We start from the raw sequence: 17,163 nt of genomic DNA on the forward strand, positions 1-17,163 counted from the left end.
ACGGCCACGGTTCAAGATCGGTGACCGTTGAGGCGGGCAGGCAAGCGCAGCGCTGCCGCTACTCTAGCCACGTCCTGATCCCCGCGATGTAGTCGGCCATTTGCCTGCGAGCCTCCTCTTTATCGCGGGCAATGATCGCGCGCGCGATCTCGCGATGATATTCCTTGATCCTCTCCACGACGCGGTCGCGGTCCGTTCGGCTGCGCCGATGAAACGTGGAATGCGCATCGGCAAGTTGCAGGACGATGCCGTCGAAGAGACGCAGTGCGGGATCGCCGCAAAGTTCGGCGAGCAGGAAATGAAATCGCAGCAACTCATCGGCGCCGGCACGACCGTCGAGTGGCGCCTCGGCCTGAACCTGGTCGTGCACGCGTCGCTCACCTTCATGGTCGAGCCGTTCGATGACGAGATCCAGGACGGCCAGTTCGAGCGTGCGGCGCGTCGCGAGAATATCGCGCGGCGCGATGCCCGCATACTCCAGAAAGACGCTGACTGCCTGCATCGTCGCGCTCAGGTCCGGCTGGGCGACGATCACGCCGCCTCCGGTGCCGCGCTGCACCCTCACGATGGAGTGGTGCTCGAGCAAGCGGATCGCTCCGCGCAACGCAGCGCGACTTACTCCATGGACCTTCATTAATTCCTGCTCGGAGCCGAGCGGTAGTCCTGCCGGCCATCCCAGATCGATGATGTGCTTCAGCAGCGCCATGAAGAGCGTCTGCGTCCGCGTGATCGGTGCGCCGATCGCATTGCGCTTGCGGCGCGACCCGGCAGTTTGGGGCAGCGCAGGCGTCATCGCGGTCAGCATCGAGAGCCACTGCTGGCGCGGGGCTTGGGCAGGATGTCTGTTGTCGCGCAGCTTTTCGCGGCGTTGCGCGGCGAACTGGCTGAAGAGGGCGACGTCGGCTGCCGGGACGACCAGTGTCAGGCTCACCATGCCTTCGGCCTTCTTGCGGGTGCGATAAGCGGCGACGCGTTCGGCAGACGACTTTGGCATGTCCGAGTTCAGTATTAAATGCGAACGGCGTTCAATATATCGCACATGATCGTTACGTGTAACGAAGCTTTCGTGCGCGCAGGCAGCGTGCGTTTCCGGACCGCAGAGAAAGCCGGTAAATCAATACGTTAGCTCCTGTGCCCCTGTGCTGATCGCGCGCCGGGCGTGCTCGTGGCCAGACGAGCGGATCGACCGGTTTTCAGCCACGCGCGAGGATACCTATAGTGAGCCGCTCCAACCACTTCACCATCGTGACGGGTGTAACGACCATGAGCGACACCAAACTATCCATGCCGCGCCGCGGCGACTTTGGCTGGCAGCCTCTTGTCAGCGCCTTCGAGCCCACCATCGAGGACATGCTGTCCAACCGCGCATACTTCGGCATGCCGCCCGAAGCACTCTACCTGTGGGGAACGCTGCGCGACGAGGATGGCGAGATCTATTGCCCGATGCGGCGGATTCCCGCTGGCCTGCGGACCGACGCGAAGGACACGCGGCGGCGTTTCTACCTGTGCACGACGCTCGGCCACGACGACGGCATGCATATGCATCCGGTAGGCAAGGAATCGGTGCCGAACGATGGATTCGCAAGAACGCTCGAAGAGGGGCGCATCCACTGGCGAAGCCACCCGCAGGCGCGCGGCAATCGCTTTCACGTCACCTGGACGCCCGAGGATTGCAGCTGGTACGAAGAGAACGGCATGGATATCAAGGGCAAGCTCGTCAAGCCCGGCATGCACTGGTATCTGCCGGGCCGCGACGCGGGCATGTACTACGTCGCGAACATCTTCGAGATGGAAGGGACGATACTCGGAAAGAAGGTGCGCGGCATGATCGGCTTCGATCCGATCCATATGTACGAGGGCGGCGAGATCTACAAGACGAAAGATGCGCTGGTGCAGGAGAAGCTGGAACTCGTCTGGTACACGTGGGCGACGCGCTATAAGGATGGCAGCATCGACTTCGGGCACTTCACGCTCGGTAACGACATGTTCGGCTTCGCGATTCTCGGCAACGAGAAGGGCGAGGTGCGCTTTACCTATGACGTGACGGGCACCATCGATTTCGGCGCGAATGGGTATTGGCAGGAAGGCATCCGTTACTCAGCGTTCGGCGAAGAGTGGGAGTTCATGCCCGATCCGCGCGGGCGTCTGGTCGGTCTCGGGACGCTCAAGAATCCGCAGGTGGACGGCCGCTGGCGGCGCGTGGGCGATGCGCGCGAGCCTGACGTGTGGTTCGCATGGGGCGAAGCCGCCCCGGAGCATGGCAGCCGCCCGATGGACCGGCTCCCGGGGCTTGGCACGCGTGTCGGCGTGAACTTCCGCAAATACTGAACTTCGGCGCGCGGATGCGCAAAGGGCGACGCCGAAGCTGAGCGTCGCCCTGCCGGCATTTCCGCCGGTCACTTCACGTACTTGCGAAACTCCGGCTTGCGCTTTTCGCGGAACGCATTGCCGCCTTCCTTCGATTCGTCGGTGTCGTAGTACATCGCAAGCGCCTGCATCGCGAACGCGCCGATGCCGCGGATGTTCTCGGTATCGATATTGAACGAGCGCTTTGCGAGCGCAATAGCGGTGGGGCTCATCTGCAGAATCTCGTCGCACCACTTCTTCGTTTCGGCGTCGAGTTGTTCCGCAGGCACGACGGCATTGATGAGACCCCAGTCGAGCGCCTGTTTCGCGCTGTATTTGCGGCACAGGTACCAGATTTCCCGCGCGCGCTTCTCGCCGACGATGCGCGCGAGGTAGGCGGTGCCGAAGCCTGGATCGACCGACCCGACCTTCGGGCCGACCTGACCGAAGACCGCGGTCTCGGAAGCGATGGCGAGATCGCAGAGCGTCACCAGCACGTTGCCGCCGCCGATTGCATAGCCGTTCACGCGTGCGATCACGGGCTTCGGAATGTCGCGGATGATGCTTTGCAGTTCCTCGATCGGCAGGCCGACAGTGCCGCGCCCGTTGTAGCCGTCGCCGGACTGGTCGCCGCCCGTGCAGAACGCCTTGTCGCCGGCGCCCGTGAGCACCACGACGCCGATATCCTTGTTCCATCCCGCGAGGCCGAAGGCCTTGATGAGCTCCTCAACGGTGTCGGCGCTGAACGCGTTGTACACCTTCGGGCGATTGATGGTGATCGTCGCGATCCCGTCCGCCTCCTGATAGCCGATGTCCTTGAATTCCATGTCATATTCCAATGTTGTTGGTTGATCGCGTTCGCGGAGCCGTTTATCCAGCCATCGTCAGACCGCCCGACACGCTGATGACCTGACCGCTGATGAACGCGGCGTCGTCACTCGCGAGAAAGGCAACCACGCCCGGGATGTCGCCAGGTTCGCCCATGCGGCCGAACGGCACGGCCTTCACGAGGGCGGCCTTGATGCGCTCGCCTTTCTCACCCTGCGCGAGGTTGTCGAGAAGCGGGGTCGCGGTCGGGCCAGGACAAACGACGTTGACGGGAATCATCTGGCGGGCCATTTCGCGTGCCATCGTCTTCGTGAAGGCGATGAGGCCGCCTTTGCAGAACGAGTACACCGCTTCCATCGAGGAGCCCACGCGTCCCGCATCCGACGAGATGTTGACGACGCGGCCACGGCCACGTTCGGCCATCCGTCGCAGCACGGCATGGTGCATGTTCAGCGGTCCGTACAGATTGATCGCCACCACCTTGTCCCAGAACGGTTTTTCGGTTTGCAGGAAGAACGCACCCATGTCCCAGCCGGCGTTGTTCACGAGAACCTCGATCGGTCCCAGTTCTTCCTCGACTCTCGCCACCGCGGCATGCACACCTTCGTGATCCGTGATGTCGACGCGGTAGGCTCGCGCCTTGCCGCCCGCCGCTTCGATTTCCGCCGCGACACGCGCGGCGCCTTCTTCGTTCAGGTCGAACAGCGCGACGGTCGAACCTTCGTCGCCGAATCGTCTGCTGATGGCGCTTCCGATCCCGCCTGCCGCGCCAGTGACGACGACGACCTTCTCCTTGAGCCCCTTCATTGATTCCCTCCGTGATGTGCGAGGCGCTGTCGCGCCAGTTAATCCTTGCTCAGCGCTTCCGATACGGCTTCGCCCCTTCCTGTGGCCCGGGCGAGGAGCGCGCTCGCTTCGTCCGCGCTATATCCCGCTTCGACCAGAACCTGGATGCTGTGCTCGCCGAGATTCGGCGGCAGATAGCGAACGTTGCCGGGCGACTCGGAGAAGTGCACCGGTATCGAAGTCATGACCATGTCGCCTTCGGTCGGGTGCTCGAAGCGCTGGAAGAACCCGGTCTCCTTGATGTACGCGTCGTGCATCAGGTCTTTCAGGTCGCGCACGGGACCGTGCGGCACGTCCGCCGAGGCGAAGATCGCATTCCATTCCGCAGTCGTCTTGTTGCGGATGGCGTCGCCGACGATGCGATACAGCTCGCTGATGTTGCGCATACGCTCGGCCATGTGGTGGAAGCGCGGGTCGTCGAGCAGATGCGCTGCATCGATTGCGCACAGCACGCGGCGCCATTGCTCGTTATTCACGGCGAGCAGGCAGATATGCCCGTCTTTTGTCGCGTAGGGCCGGCGGTGCGGCGAGAACATGCGCGGATAGCCCAGGCCGGTTCCGTCATTGGAGCCCAGCGCACCTTCCCAAAGATGCTCGAAAAGATTGAATTGCAGCATCGTTTCGAACATCGGCACATGGACGAGCTGGCCGACACCGGTCCGCTCGCGGTGATAGAGCGCCATGCCGATTGACGACGCCAGCACGTAGCCGCAGAACTTGTCGACGATCACGGTGGGGAAGTATCGCGGCGAGCCGTCCGCGTCGCGGTTCATCGCGGCAATGCCGGTTTCGCCCTGAATCACGTCGTCGAAAGCGGGGCGGTCCTTGTAGGGTCCGTCGATTCGATAGCCGGCACCCGACGCGTACACGATGCGTGGGTTGCGCGCCCGCACGGTTTCATAGTCGATGCCGAGGCGCTCGGCGGCGCTCGGGCGCATGCTGTGCACGATGACGTCGGCGGTCTCGACGAGCTTGAGCAGCGCTTCGCGGCATTCGGCCTGCTTCAGGTTCAGGATCACGCTGCGCTTGTTGCGGTTCATGATCGTATAGAACACTGCCATGTCGGGGTTGCGGCCAGGGCCATTCTTGCGGTTCTGGTCGCCTTCGGGCGGTTCGATCTTGATGACGTCCGCGCCCATGTCGCCGAGTAGCTGCGTGGCGACCGGACCGAGCACGTTGATGGTCAGGTCGATCACGCGGACACCGGCTAACGGGCCGGTCGCCGGTTCGAGGGGTTGTTGGGGATTTTCCATGCTCAGGCCTTGTACTCCTTGCCTTTAACGAGTCTGAGCGGCGTGTACACCATCACTTCCGTGCCGTCCTGCCTGATCACGCGGTTACGGGTGCGCACCAGCCCAAGTCCGGGGCGCCCCTTGCTAGGCCTGCATTCGATCACCTCGCATTCCACGTGAATCGTGTCGCCCACATAGGTCGGGCCTTTGATGTCGAGTTCCATGTTGAGGAACGCGAAGCCGACGCCCTGCATGGTGGCCTGCGTGAGCAGCCCTTCCATCAGCGTGAAGACTAGCGCGCCCGGCGCGACGCGCCCCTTGATGGCCGACTGCTCGCGAAGAAACTCGGTGTTGGTGAACAGAACTTCCAGCATGCCGGTCACCGAAACAAAATTCACGACATCCGTTTCTGTCACCGTGCGGCCCACGGTCTTGAACTTGCGTCCAACGGGCAGGTCCTCCCAGTGAATTCCCAGACCAACCGTTTCGATTTCTTCCATTGCCTGTCCTCTGTCGTTGTCGGCTCGGCTGTTAGCTGAGCTGTCGTTGTCAGTTCTTCTTGATGCGGCCTAGCACGCTGTCCGCGACGATGTTGCGTTGGATCTGGTTGGTGCCTTCGATGATCTGCACCACCTTCGCGTCGCGGAAATAACGGTTGATCGGGTACTCGTTGGAGATGCCTGCGGCGCCGAATAGCTGCACGGCATCGGTCGCGACCTTCATGGCGACATCCGACGCGAACATCTTCGCCATCGCCGCCATTGGGGCGAGTTCACGGCCGCTAACGCCCGCATCGACGAGCGACGCCGTGCGATAGACGAGTTGGCGCGCGGCCTCGGTCTGGGTGACCATGTCAGCGATCATCCAGCGCACACCCTGAAAGTTGCTGATGCTCTGGCCGAATGCAACGCGGTCCTGAATGAATTTGACGGTGTGATCGATCGCGCCCTGCGCGATGCCAACCGCGCGCGCGGCCACGATGGGACGGCTCGTGTTGAGCGCCTCCATGGCCACCTTGAACCCCTGGCCGCCTTCCGGGCCGAGACGGTCTTCCGCGCGGATGAAGGCATCGTCGAAATAAAGGGGGCACGACGCCACGCCGCGCGCGCCCATCTTGTCTTCTTCATTGCCGATCGTCAGGCCCGGCGTGTTGCGATCGACGATGAAAAGATTGATGCCCAGCGCCTGTCCTTCCTCGTCGAGCGTCCTGGCGGCGACGAGAATGAAGTCGGCGATATGCGAATTCGTGCACCAGATCTTTGAGCCGTTGAGCACATAGCCGCCGTTCTTGCGGCGCGCTGTCGTGCGAATGCCCGAAACGTCGGAGCCGCTTTGCGCTTCGGTAATGGAGAGAGCACCGCGTAAGTCACCGGAGGCGAGCCCCGGCAGAAGGCGGGCCTTCTGCTCTTCCGTGCCGCCTTCGAGAATGGCTCCGAACGGTGTCCATTGCACGACCAGCAGATAGCCCGTGTTGTAGCAAACCCGCCCGAACTCCTCGACCGCGATGCAGGCCGACATCACGCTGCCGGCGCCGCCATACGCTTCAGGAAACGGCAACGTGAAGAGGCCGAGTTCCTTGAGCAGTGCGTACATGTCGTGCGGATACCCGGCCGTACGGTCGATCTCGTCGGCCCGCGGCGCCACGCGCTCCCGTGCGACGCGACGGATGAGGTCGCGGATCTGAAGCTGGTCGTCTGTTAGTTCGTATGTCACTTCGAGCTCTCTTGCTAACGGTTTTTTCGGGCCGGCCCCCCGGATTCGTCTCCGGAGTGGGGATACGTCGCCCCCGCCGACCACTTCCTGATGACATCCGAGGTCTTCACGTTTATGAACAATGTTCGATAAATTAAACGATGGGCCAGGTGATCGTCAAGCGCTGAAACCGGCTCCCGCGGGTTTGTCCGAGGTGCGTCGGGAATTTGGTCGGGATGTAGTTTCAGCCTTGCGCGGCGGGGCACGGCAGGGCTTTCCCGCCGTTGACAGCGCGCTCCCAGTGCGTTTAATATTTGGAACAGTGTTCGGTTATTTGTTCCATTTTGGCCCGACAGAGCGGCTCGATTCGGCGCGAGCCCATGGCAAAACGATTTGAAGGAGCGGGGAATGGACTCTCTTTGTCCTGAAGTCGATTATCAGAAATTCCTGGCCGAGGGCCGCTTGATGATCCAGCGCAGCCGCGGCAGCGGCCGCTATGTCTTCTACCCGCGGGTGGCTGAGCCGGTTACCGGGATGCGCGATCTGGAGTGGGTCGAAGCCTGCGGGAAGGGTACGGTTTATTCCACTACCGTCGTGCGCCAGAAATCGCCCACGCCCAGCTACAACGTCGCAGTGATCGATCTGGAAGAAGGTGTGCGCATGCTGAGTTGTGTGGAGGGCATCGAGCCGGAGGCCGTGCGCATTGGCATGCCGGTGCAGGCGAAGATCGTGTACCGAGGGGATGCGGCATTGCTTGTGTTCGAACCAGCCTGACGCCCGCTAACCCGCAGCCGGCCGTCAACAGCCGGTCACACCGATGAAAGGTAGATGGAATGGAATTCAACTTGCGCGGGCGTACCGCACTGGTGGCAGGCGCCACCTATGGGATTGGGGAAGCACCTGGCTTGTCGTCGCTGGACCTTGCTGCGCGTGCGTCCGTTGACGCGCTCGCCCAGGTGGGACTGACGCCTGGCGATGTGGACGGCCTTTTCGTGTGCACGCCGGACGACATGCTGTCGGGTCTCACGTTTGCCGAATACCTCGGTATTAACCCGAAGTTCACCGACAACAACCGAAGCGGCGGATCGGCGTTCGAAATCTACGCGCACACGGCGGCCATGGCGTTGTGTACGGGACAGATCGATGTTGCCTTGATTGCATATGGGAGCAATCAGCGCAGCGCGGCGGGCAAGCTCGTGCAGTCGTCGCGTCCTTCGCCGTGGGAGAGCCCGTATAAGCCGATGAATCCGGTGTCGTCGTATGCGCTTGCGGCGGCGCGTCATATGTACCAGTACGGCACGAAGCGTGAGCATCTGGCCGAGGTGGCCGTCGCCGCGCGCAAGTGGGCGCAACTGAATCCGGATGCGTATATGCGCACGCCCATGTCGATCGACGACGTGATGGGCGCGCGCCTCGTGTCGGATCCGCTTTCCGTGCGCGATTGCTGCCTCGTGACGGATGGCGCGGCAGCGATCGTCATGGTGCGCGCCGATCGAGCGCGTGATCTCACCGACAAGCCGGTGTATCTGCTCGGCGCGGCTTCGGCCACTTCGCACCGCGAAATCGCGAGCATGCCGGATCTCACGGTGACTGCCGCAGCGGAATCGGGCAGGCGTGCGTATCAAATGGCGGGCGTGAAGGCGAACGATATCGATGTCGCGATGCTGTACGACGCCTTCACGATCAACACCATTCTGTTTCTCGAAGACCTCGGCTTTTGCCCTAAAGGCGAAGGCGGCCGCTTCGTTTCGGACGGCGGCATCGCGCCGGGCGGCCGGCTCGCGGTCAATACGAACGGCGGGGGTTTGTCGTGCGTTCACCCCGGCATGTATGGGCTGTTCCTGATGGAAGAATCGATGCGGCAATTGACGGGCCGCGCTGGTGAGCGCCAGATACCCGGTGCGAAGCTGGCGATCGCGCACGGTAACGGTGGTGTGCTCTCGAGCCAGGCCACGGTGATTCTCGGGACGCAGGAAACCCTGTAAAGACACGCTGTGAGACACGCCGCCCGCCAGGGTCACTGTCAACAGCTTTGCATGGGATCGGAGTAAGCGCTAAAGCGCTAACCCCGATCGACAGGAGACGGACAGATGAGCGAAGAGACCAGCAACGATGCAGCGGAGATCGTACAGGTCCGGCAAGACGGTGCAATCGCGATCGTCACATTGAACTATCCCCAACGGCGAAACGCGTTTTCACTAAAGATGCGCGAGACGTTGTACGCGCAGCTTTATCGCCTGATGCATCATGAGGAAGCCTGCCGTGCGATCGTACTGACCGGCGCGGGCAATACGTTTTGCGCGGGTGGGGACATCTCGGAGATGCAGACGCGCAAGGTGCTCGAGTATAGACAGCGCAATGAACTGCCGCTCGATATTTTCAGACTGATGGTCGAAGGCCCGAAAGCGATCGTCGCCGCTGTCGAAGGGTTTGCGTTTGGCGCTGGACTGTCGCTCGCCGCTGCTTGCGATCATGTCGTCACATCATCGGCCGCGCGCTATGCGAGCGCGTTCGTCAAGGTCGGGCTGCTGCCCGATACGGGGCTCTATTGGTCGTTGTCGCAGCGCGTGGGCGGCGGCCTTGCACGCGAGCTCATGCTGAGTGCCCGGGAGTTCAACGGCGTCGAAGCGGGCGAGACCGGTTTTGCCAATCAGGTCGTCGAGCCTGGGGAGGCGCTGAACGCGGCCTCGAAGGTGGCGCAACAGTACGCGGAACTGCCCTCGGTGGCCACCGCGCACCTGAAGGCCGCGCTCGCGACGGGCATCCGTACGCTCGACGAAGCCATCGAAGCGGAAGTCAACCTGCAGCCCATCCTGCGCCGCAGCCGCGAACACCAGGAGGCAGTGAGCGCCTTCATGGAAAAGCGCAAGCCGGTGTTCGTGGCCGACTGAAGGAAGCCAACATGAGCGAGAAAGAAACGGCAGAAAACGATACGACGTCGCTGATCGAGGTGACCCGCGAGGGACCGGTCGCGATCGTGACGCTAAACAATCCCCGGCGCCGCAACGCGATGGGACGTCAGATGCGTCAGTTGTTGCGCGACACGATGCATCGGCTGATGGTGGAAGATCCGGACTCGCGGGCAATCGTCCTGACGGGCGCGGGCGAGCACTTTTGCGCCGGCGCCGACATCTCCGAGATGACGAAGCGCACGATCCTGCAAAGCCGCGAGATTCTGGCGGAGTCGTGCGTGGTAGTGCGTGAAATGCAGGCGGGACCCAAGCCGGTCGTGGCGGCCGTGGAAGGCGTAGCCTTCGGCGCCGGGCTGTCGCTCGTGGTCGCGACCGACTATGTCGTGGCTGCATCGAATGCACGCTTTTGCGCGGCGTTTCTGCGCGTCGGCCTGATTCCGGACACCGGTATTCTGTGGACGCTTCCGAAGCGCATCGGCATGGCTCGCGCGAGGGAGATGCTCTCGCTCGCCACTGAAATCGACGGAGACAAGGCCGGAACGATTCACCTTGCCAACGAAGTCGTCGGGCCGGGTACTGCGCGCGCAAAGGCAATCGAAGTTGCGCGCGGTCTTGCCGACTTACCGCCGCTCGGCGTGGCGCTGCTGAAGGACGCGCTGACCAACGCCGCGACGACCATGGAAGGCGCGCTGCGAGCCGAGATCGACTATCAGCCCATCCTGCGTCAGTCGAAAGACCATCAGGCTGCCTGTAAGGCGTTTATGGAAAAGACCAAACCGGTCTTCACGGGTGAGTGAGCGCGGGGAGCAATGCGATGAGTATCGAGCAGAAGGAAAATGCCGCGGGCGCCGACGAGATCGTGCAGGTGCGCCGTCAAGGCGACGTGACCATTGTCACGATGAACTATCCCGAGCGCCGCAACGCGTTCTCCATGAGGATGCGCGTTGCGCTGACCGAGGTCTTGCACCGGCTAATGCACGACGATCCGCAAACGCGCGCCATTGTGCTGACAGGCGCGGGCGGCCATTTTTGCGCGGGCGGCGACCTGTCCGAAATGCACGCGACCACTCTACAGTTGCTGGCGCTTCGTGAGCGTATCGCGGTGGGCGTGCGTCTGTTCAAGCTGATTTATACGGGCACGAAGCCGGTCGTCGCGGCGGTGGAGGGCACGTGCTATGGAGCGGGGCTGTCGCTGGCGGCTGCATGCGATGTCGTGGTCGGTGCCGATACCGCGAAGTACTCGTGTGCGTTCGCCAAGGTCGGACTGCTTCCCGACACTGGAATTCTATGGACACTGCCGCAAAAGGTCGGCGGCAGCAAGGCGCGTGAGTTGATGCTGAAAGGCGATGTCATCGACGCGGCCACGGCGCGCCGCATCGGCCTGGTCAGCGAGGTGGTCGCGAGCGGCGGCGCGCTCGATGCGGCGATCGAGGCCGCGGCGCGCTTCGCGAACTATCCGCCAGTGACGCTGGCGCTCCTGAAGGCGAGCCTCGTCAATGCGGGCAATTCGATCGAAGACGCATGCCGCCTCGAAACTGACCTCAATCCGCTGACCCGTCAAACGAGCGACCACGCGGAGGCGGTGACGGCCTTCATGGAAAAACGCAAGCCGGTTTTCACGGGTGCCTGACGCCGCCATTCTCCGTTGCTGTCTCTACTGGAAGTTCAACGCATATGTTTACGCCCGACCTGCTGAAGAACAAAAGAATCCTCATCACCGGGGGAGGCACCGGCCTTGGTAAGAGTATCGGCCTGCGCTACCTCGAACTGGGCGCCGATCTCGTCATCTGCGGTCGCCGCAAGGAAGTGCTGGACGCGACGGCCGACGAGTTTCGCGGCGTCGTGGCTGGCGCGCGTGTCACGACGGTGCAGGCGGACGTGCGCAGCGCCGAGTCCGTCGAGTCGATGATGGAGACCATCTGGCGGGATGGTCCGCTCGACGTATTGCTGAACAACGCGGCGGCCAACTTCATCGCGCGCACGGAAAGCCTGTCGGCGCGCGCGGTGGATGCGGTGCTCGACATCGTGCTGCACGGCAGCTTCTATTGCACGATCGCGGCGGGCAAGCGCTGGATCGACGCGGGTCACCCGGGCAACGTGATCAGTACCGTATCGACGCCCACGATGACCGGCTCGGCCTTTACCGTGCCGTCCGCGGCCGCGAAGGCGGGTATTCTCGCCATGACCCGCAGCCTTGCGGTCGAGTGGGGCCCGAAGGGCATTCGCCTGAACGCGGTGGCGCCCGGACTGTTCCCGACGCCGGGCGCATGGGAGCAGTTGTACCCGCCGGGCTCGCAGGTCGAGCCGCAGGAGCGCTCGGTGCCGCTGAGGCGCTTCGGCGATCACGCGGAACTTGCCAATCTCTACGCTTATCTGGCGTCCAATGGCTCCGGCTACATCACCGGCGACATGATCGTGATCGACGGCGGCCGCTGGATGCAGGGTGTTGGCGGCCCGACCTTCCGCGCGATGCAGGACTGGACCGACGAGCAATGGGACGCCATGCGCGCCCACGCTCGCAAGGGTTGAACCATGGGTCCGCTCGCAGGAGTTCGAATCATCGAGCTGGCCGGCATCGGCCCGGGGCCCATGGCGGCGATGCTGCTCGCCGATCTGGGTGCGACGGTGTTGCGCATCGAACGTCGCCAGCCGGTCAAGCTCGGTATCGAGCGTCCGCTGCGCTACAACCTGTTGCTGCGCAACCGAAAGACGATTGCGCTCGACCTGAAAGACCCGGAGGCCGTCGAACTCGTGCTCACGCTGGTGGAGCGCGCCGATGCCCTGATAGAAGGTTTCCGACCCGGCGTAACCGAGCGACTCGGGCTGGGTCCGCAGGCCTGCCTCGAACGCAATCCGAAGCTCGCTTACGGACGCATCACGGGATGGGGCCAGGAAGGTCCGCTCGCGCAGTACGCCGGGCATGACCTGAACTACATCGCGATCACCGGCGTCCTCAACGCAATTGGCCGCCGCGATCAGCCACCGTCGATACCGCTGAATCTGATCGGCGACTATGCGGGCGGTTCGCTGTACCTTGCAATGGGGCTCCTGTCGGCGATCCTGCATGCGCGGAACGGGGGCGCCGGACAGATCGTGGATGCCGCGATCGTCGACGGCACGGCCAACCTTGCTACCACGTTCTTCGGCATGCAGGCTGCCGGCATCTGGCGCGACGGGCGCGGGACGAATATCACGGATTCGGGATCGCACTTCTACGACGTTTATGAATGCGCGGACGGCCAGTGGATTACGGTCGGTCCCATCGAGGACAAGTTCTATCTCGAACTCCTCCGCCTGCTCGACATCGATCCGCAAACGCTGGGTACGCAGCTCGACGCAAGCAACTGGCCCGCCGCGCGCGCACTGTTCGCGCTGAAATTCAAGAGACGCACACGCGAGCAATGGACCACCGTGCTCGAACACACGGACGCGTGCTTCGCACCGGTTCTGTCGTGGACCGAGGCACCCGAGCATGCGCATCTGAAGGCGCGCGGCACGTTCATCGAAGTGGACGGCATCGTGCAGCCCGCGCCGGCGCCGCGCTTCTCCGCCACGGTGCCCGCGAAGCCGACGGCGCCCGAGGCACCCGACGCGACCACGATCGACGCCGCGCTGGCGGCATGGCTCGAACCGGGCCGCATTGGCGAGTTGAAAGAAGCGGGAACGCTGGCCTGAGCCGCACCCGACAGGCGACCCATAAAGACGAAACGAGACACTCATGGATCTGCGATATACCGACGACGAGCTGGCGTTCCGCAATGAGGTCAGAGCCTTCTTCAAGGAAGCGCTGCCGGCCGACATCCGACGCAAGGCTACCTTGGGGCAGCGCTATTCGGCGGCCGACCTGCGCCGCTGGCAACGCATGCTCTACGAGCGCGGCTGGGCGACGCCAGCGTGGGACAAGGCGTGGGGCGGGACGGGCTGGAGCGCGGTGCAGCAATACATCTTCAAGGAAGAGCTGCACATGGCCCCGGCGCCCGAGACGCTGTCATTCAACGTGAACATGATCGGTCCGGTTTTGATCGCGTTCGGCAGCGAGGAGCAGAAGCGCCATTTCCTGCCTCGCATCGCGAGCCTCGAATACTGGTTCTGCCAGGGATTCTCCGAGCCCGGCGCCGGTTCGGACCTGGCCGCGCTGCGGACCCAGGCGGTGCGCGACGGGGACCACTATGTCATCAACGGCCAGAAGCTCTGGACTTCGACGGCGCATCACGCGGACTGGATGTTCTGTCTCGTGCGCACGGATTCGAGCGGCAAGAAACAGCAGGGCATCACGTACCTGCTGATCGACATGAAGACGCCGGGCCTGACCGTGCGCCCGATCATCACGATCGACGGCCACCATGAAACCAACGAGGTGTTCTTCGACAACGTGCGCGTGCCGGTTGCGAACCGAATTGGCGAGGAGAACAAGGGTTGGGATTACGCGAAGTATCTCCTTGGCAACGAACGCAGCGGCATTGCGCGCGTGGGCGTTTCGAAGATGCGCGTGCGTCACGCGAAGGATCTTGCGAAGCGCGTGCCCTGCGGCGACGGTGTGCTGTGGGACGACCCGCGTTTTCGCGAACGTGTCGCGGCTGTCGAGGTGGAACTGAAGGCCTTGGAGATGACGCAGATGCGCGTGATCGCCGAGAGCAGCTCGCAGGAGAGCCATGTGCCCGACCCGAAGACCTCGATCCTGAAAATCAAGGGTTCGGAGCTGCAGCAACTCGCAGCTGAATTGCTCCTCGAGGTGGCAGGGCCGGATGCTCTACCGCTCGACCTCGACTTCCTGCGTGGGCTTGCCGATCCGGTTCGCGAACCCGAATGGGCGCTCACCGTTGCGCCGAATCACTACTTCGCGCGCCACGTCTCGATCGTGGGCGGCTCCAACGAGATTCAGAAGAACATTCTCGCCAAGTCCGTACTCGGACTTTGAGCGACGGGCGAACTGCGGAGAAGCATGAGATATGGACTTTGATTTCACCGATGAGCAACGCATGCTCAAGGACAGCGTCGACCGGCTCGTCAAAGACGAGTACGGGTTCGAGCAGCGCGCGAAGTATCTCGCTGAGCCGGACGGTTTCAGCCGCGAGCTTTGGGCGCGTTACGCCGACATGGGTCTGTTGGGCCTTTCGTTTGACGAGGAATACGGCGGCAGCAACTGCGGCCCTGTCGAGACGATGATCGTGATGGAGGCGTTGGGCCACGCTCTCGCGGTCGAACCGTATCTCGCGACGGTCGTGCTGGGCGGCGGCTTGGTGCGGCTTGGCGGCAACGCGGCGCAACGCGCGGCGATTCTGCCGCGGATTGCGCAGGGCGAGTTGCAGATGGCGTTCGCGCACAGCGAGGCGCAGGCGCGGTACGACCTCGCGGACGTTGCGACTACCGCACGGCGCGAAGCCGCCGGCTGGGTGCTCGACGGCGCCAAGCGCGTTGTGCTCCACGGCGGCAGCGCCGACGTTCTCGTGGTGTCGGCGCGCGTGTCCGGTGGTAGGCGCGAGCGTGACGGCATCGGGCTGTTCGTGGTCAGGGCCGACGCGCAGGGCGTGACGCGCCACACGTATCCGACGCAAGACCGGCTGGGTGCGGCGGACGTCGAGTTGTCGGGGGTGCGCGTTCCGGATAGCGACGTTCTGGGCGTGGCGGGCGCTGCCTTGCCGCTCATCGAAACGGTCGTTGCTCACGCGGTCGCGGCAGTGAGCGCGGAAGCCGTAGGTGCAATGGCAGCTGCGCACGAAGAAACCGTGGAGTACCTGAAGGTCCGCAAGCAGTTCGGGGTGCCTATCGGATCATTCCAGGCGCTCCAGCATCGTGCAGTCGACATGCTCGTCATGGTGGAGCAGGCGCGCAGCATGGCGCTCTTCGCGACCATGATGAGCGAGGAGCCGGACGCGGCGGAACGCGATCGCAGTATGTCGGCGGCGAAAGTGCAGATCGGACGCTCGGGCCGCTTCGTCGGTCAACAAGGCGTGCAATTGCACGGCGGCATCGGCATGACCGAGGAGTGCAAGATCGGTCACTACCTGAGACGCCTGAGCGTGATCGACATCCAGTTCGGTTCGACCGAACATCATCTGACCCAGCTCGCCAATGCCGGCGGACTGATCGATGCAGCAGCGTGAGCCGCGCGTCCAGCCAAGCAAACGGAAACCATTCATGAGCCGAATTTCCACACCCGATCAATATCAGGAACTGCGCGACGCCTTGCGCGACCTCTCGAAGGCGTACCCCGACGAGTACTGGCGCCGCATCGATCACGAGCGCGTCTATCCCGAGGCGTTTGTGGACGCGCTGACGAAGGCCGGCTGGATGGCCGCGCTGATCCCTCAGGAGTATGGCGGTTCAGGTCTGGGGTTGACCGAGGCGTCCGTGATCATGGAGGAGATCAACCGCAACGGCGGCAACTCCGGGTTCTGCCACGGCCAGATGTACAACATGAATACGCTGCTGCGTAACGGCTCGGAAGCACAAAAGCGCAAGTACCTTCCCAAGATCGCGTGCGGCGAACTGCGCCTGCAGTCGATGGGCGTGACCGAGCCGACCACGGGAACGGACACCACGAAGCTGAAGACCACCGCCATGAAGAAAGACGGCCGCTACGTGGTCAATGGCCAGAAGGTATGGATTTCGCGCGTGCAGCATTCGGACATGATGATCCTGCTCGCACGCACCACGCCGTTGTCGGACGTGAAGAAGAAGTCGGATGGGCTGTCGTGCTTTCTCGTGGACCTGCACCAGGCTATCGGCAATGGCCTGACCGTGCGGCCGATTCCGAACATGGTCAATCACGAGACGAACGAACTGTTCTTCGACAATCTGGAGATTCCCGAAGAGAACCTGATTGGCGAGGAAGGCAAGGGCTTCAAGTACATCCTCGACGGACTCAACGCCGAGCGCGCACTGATCGCGGCCGAGTGCATCGGCGACGGCTACTGGTTCGTCGAGCGCGCGGCGAAGTACGCCAGCGAGCGTATCGTGTTCGACCGGCCCATCGGTATGAACCAGGGCATCCAGTTCCCGATCGCCGAGGCATACATCGACGTGCGCGCGGCGGATCTGATGCGCTACAAGGCCTGCGAACTGTTCGACAACCATCAACCGTGCGGCGCGGAAGCGAACATGGCGAAGCATCTCGCGGCCACGGCTTCGTGGAAAGCCGCGAATGCCTGTCTGCAGACCCATGGCGGCTTCGGCTTCGCCTGCGAATACGATGTCGAGCGCAAGTTCCGCGAAACCCGGCTCTATCAGGTGGCGCCGATTTCGACGAACCTGATTCTGTCCTACGTCGCCGAGCACGTGCTCGACCTGCCGCGTTCATTCTGAGC

17 protein-coding genes are annotated in these 17,163 nt (G+C 63.1%); 11 read left to right on the top strand and 6 right to left on the bottom strand.

Annotated features, from left to right (window positions below):
* Positions 1-58: 58 nt before the first annotated feature.
* The gene (locus OKW28_RS10845; RefSeq protein ID WP_429445383.1) at positions 59-994 is read right to left on the bottom strand and encodes a FadR/GntR family transcriptional regulator; all 936 of its coding nucleotides are present in this window, start codon (positions 992-994) and stop codon (positions 59-61) included.
* 224 nt (positions 995-1,218) lie between these two features.
* Here OKW28_RS10845 and OKW28_RS10850 point away from each other — a divergent pair, with 224 nt between their 5' ends.
* Entirely contained in the window at positions 1,219-2,328 is a 1,110-nt protein-coding gene (locus tag OKW28_RS10850; protein WP_429445385.1) for a hypothetical protein, read from the top strand.
* A 68-nt stretch (positions 2,329-2,396) separates the two neighbouring features.
* Here the strand turns inward: OKW28_RS10850 and OKW28_RS10855 are convergent, their stop codons facing one another.
* Genes OKW28_RS10855 through OKW28_RS10875 form a run of 5 tightly spaced genes read right to left on the bottom strand, consistent with a single transcriptional unit; the run spans position 2,397 to position 6,965 of the window.
* Positions 2,397-3,173, bottom strand: a complete 777-nt coding sequence (locus OKW28_RS10855) for an enoyl-CoA hydratase-related protein (protein ID WP_429445387.1) — start codon at positions 3,171-3,173, stop codon at positions 2,397-2,399.
* A 43-nt stretch (positions 3,174-3,216) separates the two neighbouring features.
* A complete protein-coding gene (locus tag OKW28_RS10860) occupies positions 3,217-3,981 on the bottom strand; it encodes a glucose 1-dehydrogenase (protein WP_429445389.1) in 765 nt (254 codons plus the stop codon).
* A gap of 38 nt (positions 3,982-4,019) precedes the next feature.
* A complete protein-coding gene (locus OKW28_RS10865; protein ID WP_184032199.1) occupies positions 4,020-5,273 on the bottom strand; it encodes a CaiB/BaiF CoA transferase family protein in 1,254 nt (417 codons plus the stop codon).
* 2 nt (positions 5,274-5,275) lie between these two features.
* A complete protein-coding gene (locus OKW28_RS10870) occupies positions 5,276-5,752 on the bottom strand; it encodes a MaoC family dehydratase (protein WP_090808761.1) in 477 nt (158 codons plus the stop codon).
* A 49-nt stretch (positions 5,753-5,801) separates the two neighbouring features.
* Positions 5,802-6,965 carry an acyl-CoA dehydrogenase family protein gene (locus OKW28_RS10875; RefSeq protein ID WP_187611767.1) on the bottom strand — a complete coding sequence of 388 codons (1,164 nt, stop codon included), beginning with the start codon at positions 6,963-6,965 and terminating at the stop codon, positions 5,802-5,804.
* A gap of 387 nt (positions 6,966-7,352) precedes the next feature.
* Here OKW28_RS10875 and OKW28_RS10880 point away from each other — a divergent pair, with 387 nt between their 5' ends.
* The 10 genes from OKW28_RS10880 to OKW28_RS10925 all read left to right on the top strand — a co-directional run bounded on the left by OKW28_RS10880 (position 7,353) and on the right by OKW28_RS10925 (position 17,161).
* Entirely contained in the window at positions 7,353-7,718 is a 366-nt protein-coding gene (locus tag OKW28_RS10880) for a Zn-ribbon domain-containing OB-fold protein (protein ID WP_018425526.1), read from the top strand.
* Positions 7,719-7,777: 59 nt separating this feature from the next.
* Positions 7,778-8,929 carry a thiolase gene (locus tag OKW28_RS10885; protein ID WP_429445391.1) on the top strand — a complete coding sequence of 384 codons (1,152 nt, stop codon included), beginning with the start codon at positions 7,778-7,780 and terminating at the stop codon, positions 8,927-8,929.
* 105 nt (positions 8,930-9,034) lie between these two features.
* Positions 9,035-9,835, top strand: coding sequence for an enoyl-CoA hydratase/isomerase family protein (locus OKW28_RS10890; RefSeq protein ID WP_429445393.1), 801 nt, complete (start codon positions 9,035-9,037; stop codon positions 9,833-9,835).
* A gap of 11 nt (positions 9,836-9,846) precedes the next feature.
* The gene (locus OKW28_RS10895; protein ID WP_429445395.1) at positions 9,847-10,653 is read left to right on the top strand and encodes an enoyl-CoA hydratase/isomerase family protein; all 807 of its coding nucleotides are present in this window, start codon (positions 9,847-9,849) and stop codon (positions 10,651-10,653) included.
* 17 nt (positions 10,654-10,670) lie between these two features.
* Positions 10,671-11,486: an enoyl-CoA hydratase/isomerase family protein gene (locus OKW28_RS10900; protein WP_429445397.1), complete on the top strand. Its 816-nt coding sequence runs from the start codon at positions 10,671-10,673 to the stop codon at positions 11,484-11,486.
* 44 nt (positions 11,487-11,530) lie between these two features.
* A complete protein-coding gene (locus OKW28_RS10905; RefSeq protein WP_429445399.1) occupies positions 11,531-12,385 on the top strand; it encodes an SDR family oxidoreductase in 855 nt (284 codons plus the stop codon).
* A gap of 3 nt (positions 12,386-12,388) precedes the next feature.
* Complete coding sequence (locus tag OKW28_RS10910) at positions 12,389-13,531, top strand: CaiB/BaiF CoA transferase family protein (RefSeq protein WP_429445400.1); 1,143 nt, start codon at positions 12,389-12,391, stop codon at positions 13,529-13,531.
* A 43-nt stretch (positions 13,532-13,574) separates the two neighbouring features.
* Positions 13,575-14,774, top strand: coding sequence for an acyl-CoA dehydrogenase family protein (locus OKW28_RS10915; protein ID WP_429445402.1), 1,200 nt, complete (start codon positions 13,575-13,577; stop codon positions 14,772-14,774).
* Between the two features lie 31 nt (positions 14,775-14,805).
* Positions 14,806-15,960 carry an acyl-CoA dehydrogenase family protein gene (locus tag OKW28_RS10920; protein ID WP_429445403.1) on the top strand — a complete coding sequence of 385 codons (1,155 nt, stop codon included), beginning with the start codon at positions 14,806-14,808 and terminating at the stop codon, positions 15,958-15,960.
* Between the two features lie 34 nt (positions 15,961-15,994).
* Positions 15,995-17,161, top strand: a complete 1,167-nt coding sequence (locus OKW28_RS10925; RefSeq protein ID WP_429445405.1) for an acyl-CoA dehydrogenase family protein — start codon at positions 15,995-15,997, stop codon at positions 17,159-17,161.
* Positions 17,162-17,163 lie beyond the last annotated feature (2 nt).

Origin of the sequence: Paraburkholderia sp. 40, assembly GCF_050434105.1 — a bacterium.
Lineage (GTDB): Bacteria > Pseudomonadota > Gammaproteobacteria > Burkholderiales > Burkholderiaceae > Paraburkholderia > Paraburkholderia tuberum.

Excerpts from the sequence above, each read along its gene's own strand:
- OKW28_RS10890 (WP_429445393.1), top strand. The coding sequence starts at position 9,035 with ATGAGCGAAGAGACCAGCAACGATGCAGCGGAGATCGTACAGGTCCGG.
- OKW28_RS10910 (WP_429445400.1), top strand. The coding sequence starts at position 12,389 with ATGGGTCCGCTCGCAGGAGTTCGAATCATCGAGCTGGCCGGCATCGGC.
- OKW28_RS10885 (WP_429445391.1), top strand. The coding sequence starts at position 7,778 with ATGGAATTCAACTTGCGCGGGCGTACCGCACTGGTGGCAGGCGCCACC.
- OKW28_RS10860 (WP_429445389.1), bottom strand. The coding sequence starts at position 3,981 with ATGAAGGGGCTCAAGGAGAAGGTCGTCGTCGTCACTGGCGCGGCAGGC.
- OKW28_RS10895 (WP_429445395.1), top strand. The coding sequence starts at position 9,847 with ATGAGCGAGAAAGAAACGGCAGAAAACGATACGACGTCGCTGATCGAG.
- OKW28_RS10855 (WP_429445387.1), bottom strand. The coding sequence starts at position 3,173 with ATGGAATTCAAGGACATCGGCTATCAGGAGGCGGACGGGATCGCGACG.
- OKW28_RS10915 (WP_429445402.1), top strand. The coding sequence starts at position 13,575 with ATGGATCTGCGATATACCGACGACGAGCTGGCGTTCCGCAATGAGGTC.
- OKW28_RS10870 (WP_090808761.1), bottom strand. The coding sequence starts at position 5,752 with ATGGAAGAAATCGAAACGGTTGGTCTGGGAATTCACTGGGAGGACCTG.
- OKW28_RS10900 (WP_429445397.1), top strand. The coding sequence starts at position 10,671 with ATGAGTATCGAGCAGAAGGAAAATGCCGCGGGCGCCGACGAGATCGTG.
- OKW28_RS10905 (WP_429445399.1), top strand. The coding sequence starts at position 11,531 with ATGTTTACGCCCGACCTGCTGAAGAACAAAAGAATCCTCATCACCGGG.
- OKW28_RS10845 (WP_429445383.1), bottom strand. The coding sequence starts at position 994 with ATGCCAAAGTCGTCTGCCGAACGCGTCGCCGCTTATCGCACCCGCAAG.
- OKW28_RS10920 (WP_429445403.1), top strand. The coding sequence starts at position 14,806 with ATGGACTTTGATTTCACCGATGAGCAACGCATGCTCAAGGACAGCGTC.
- OKW28_RS10925 (WP_429445405.1), top strand. The coding sequence starts at position 15,995 with ATGAGCCGAATTTCCACACCCGATCAATATCAGGAACTGCGCGACGCC.
- OKW28_RS10865 (WP_184032199.1), bottom strand. The coding sequence starts at position 5,273 with ATGGAAAATCCCCAACAACCCCTCGAACCGGCGACCGGCCCGTTAGCC.
- OKW28_RS10880 (WP_018425526.1), top strand. The coding sequence starts at position 7,353 with ATGGACTCTCTTTGTCCTGAAGTCGATTATCAGAAATTCCTGGCCGAG.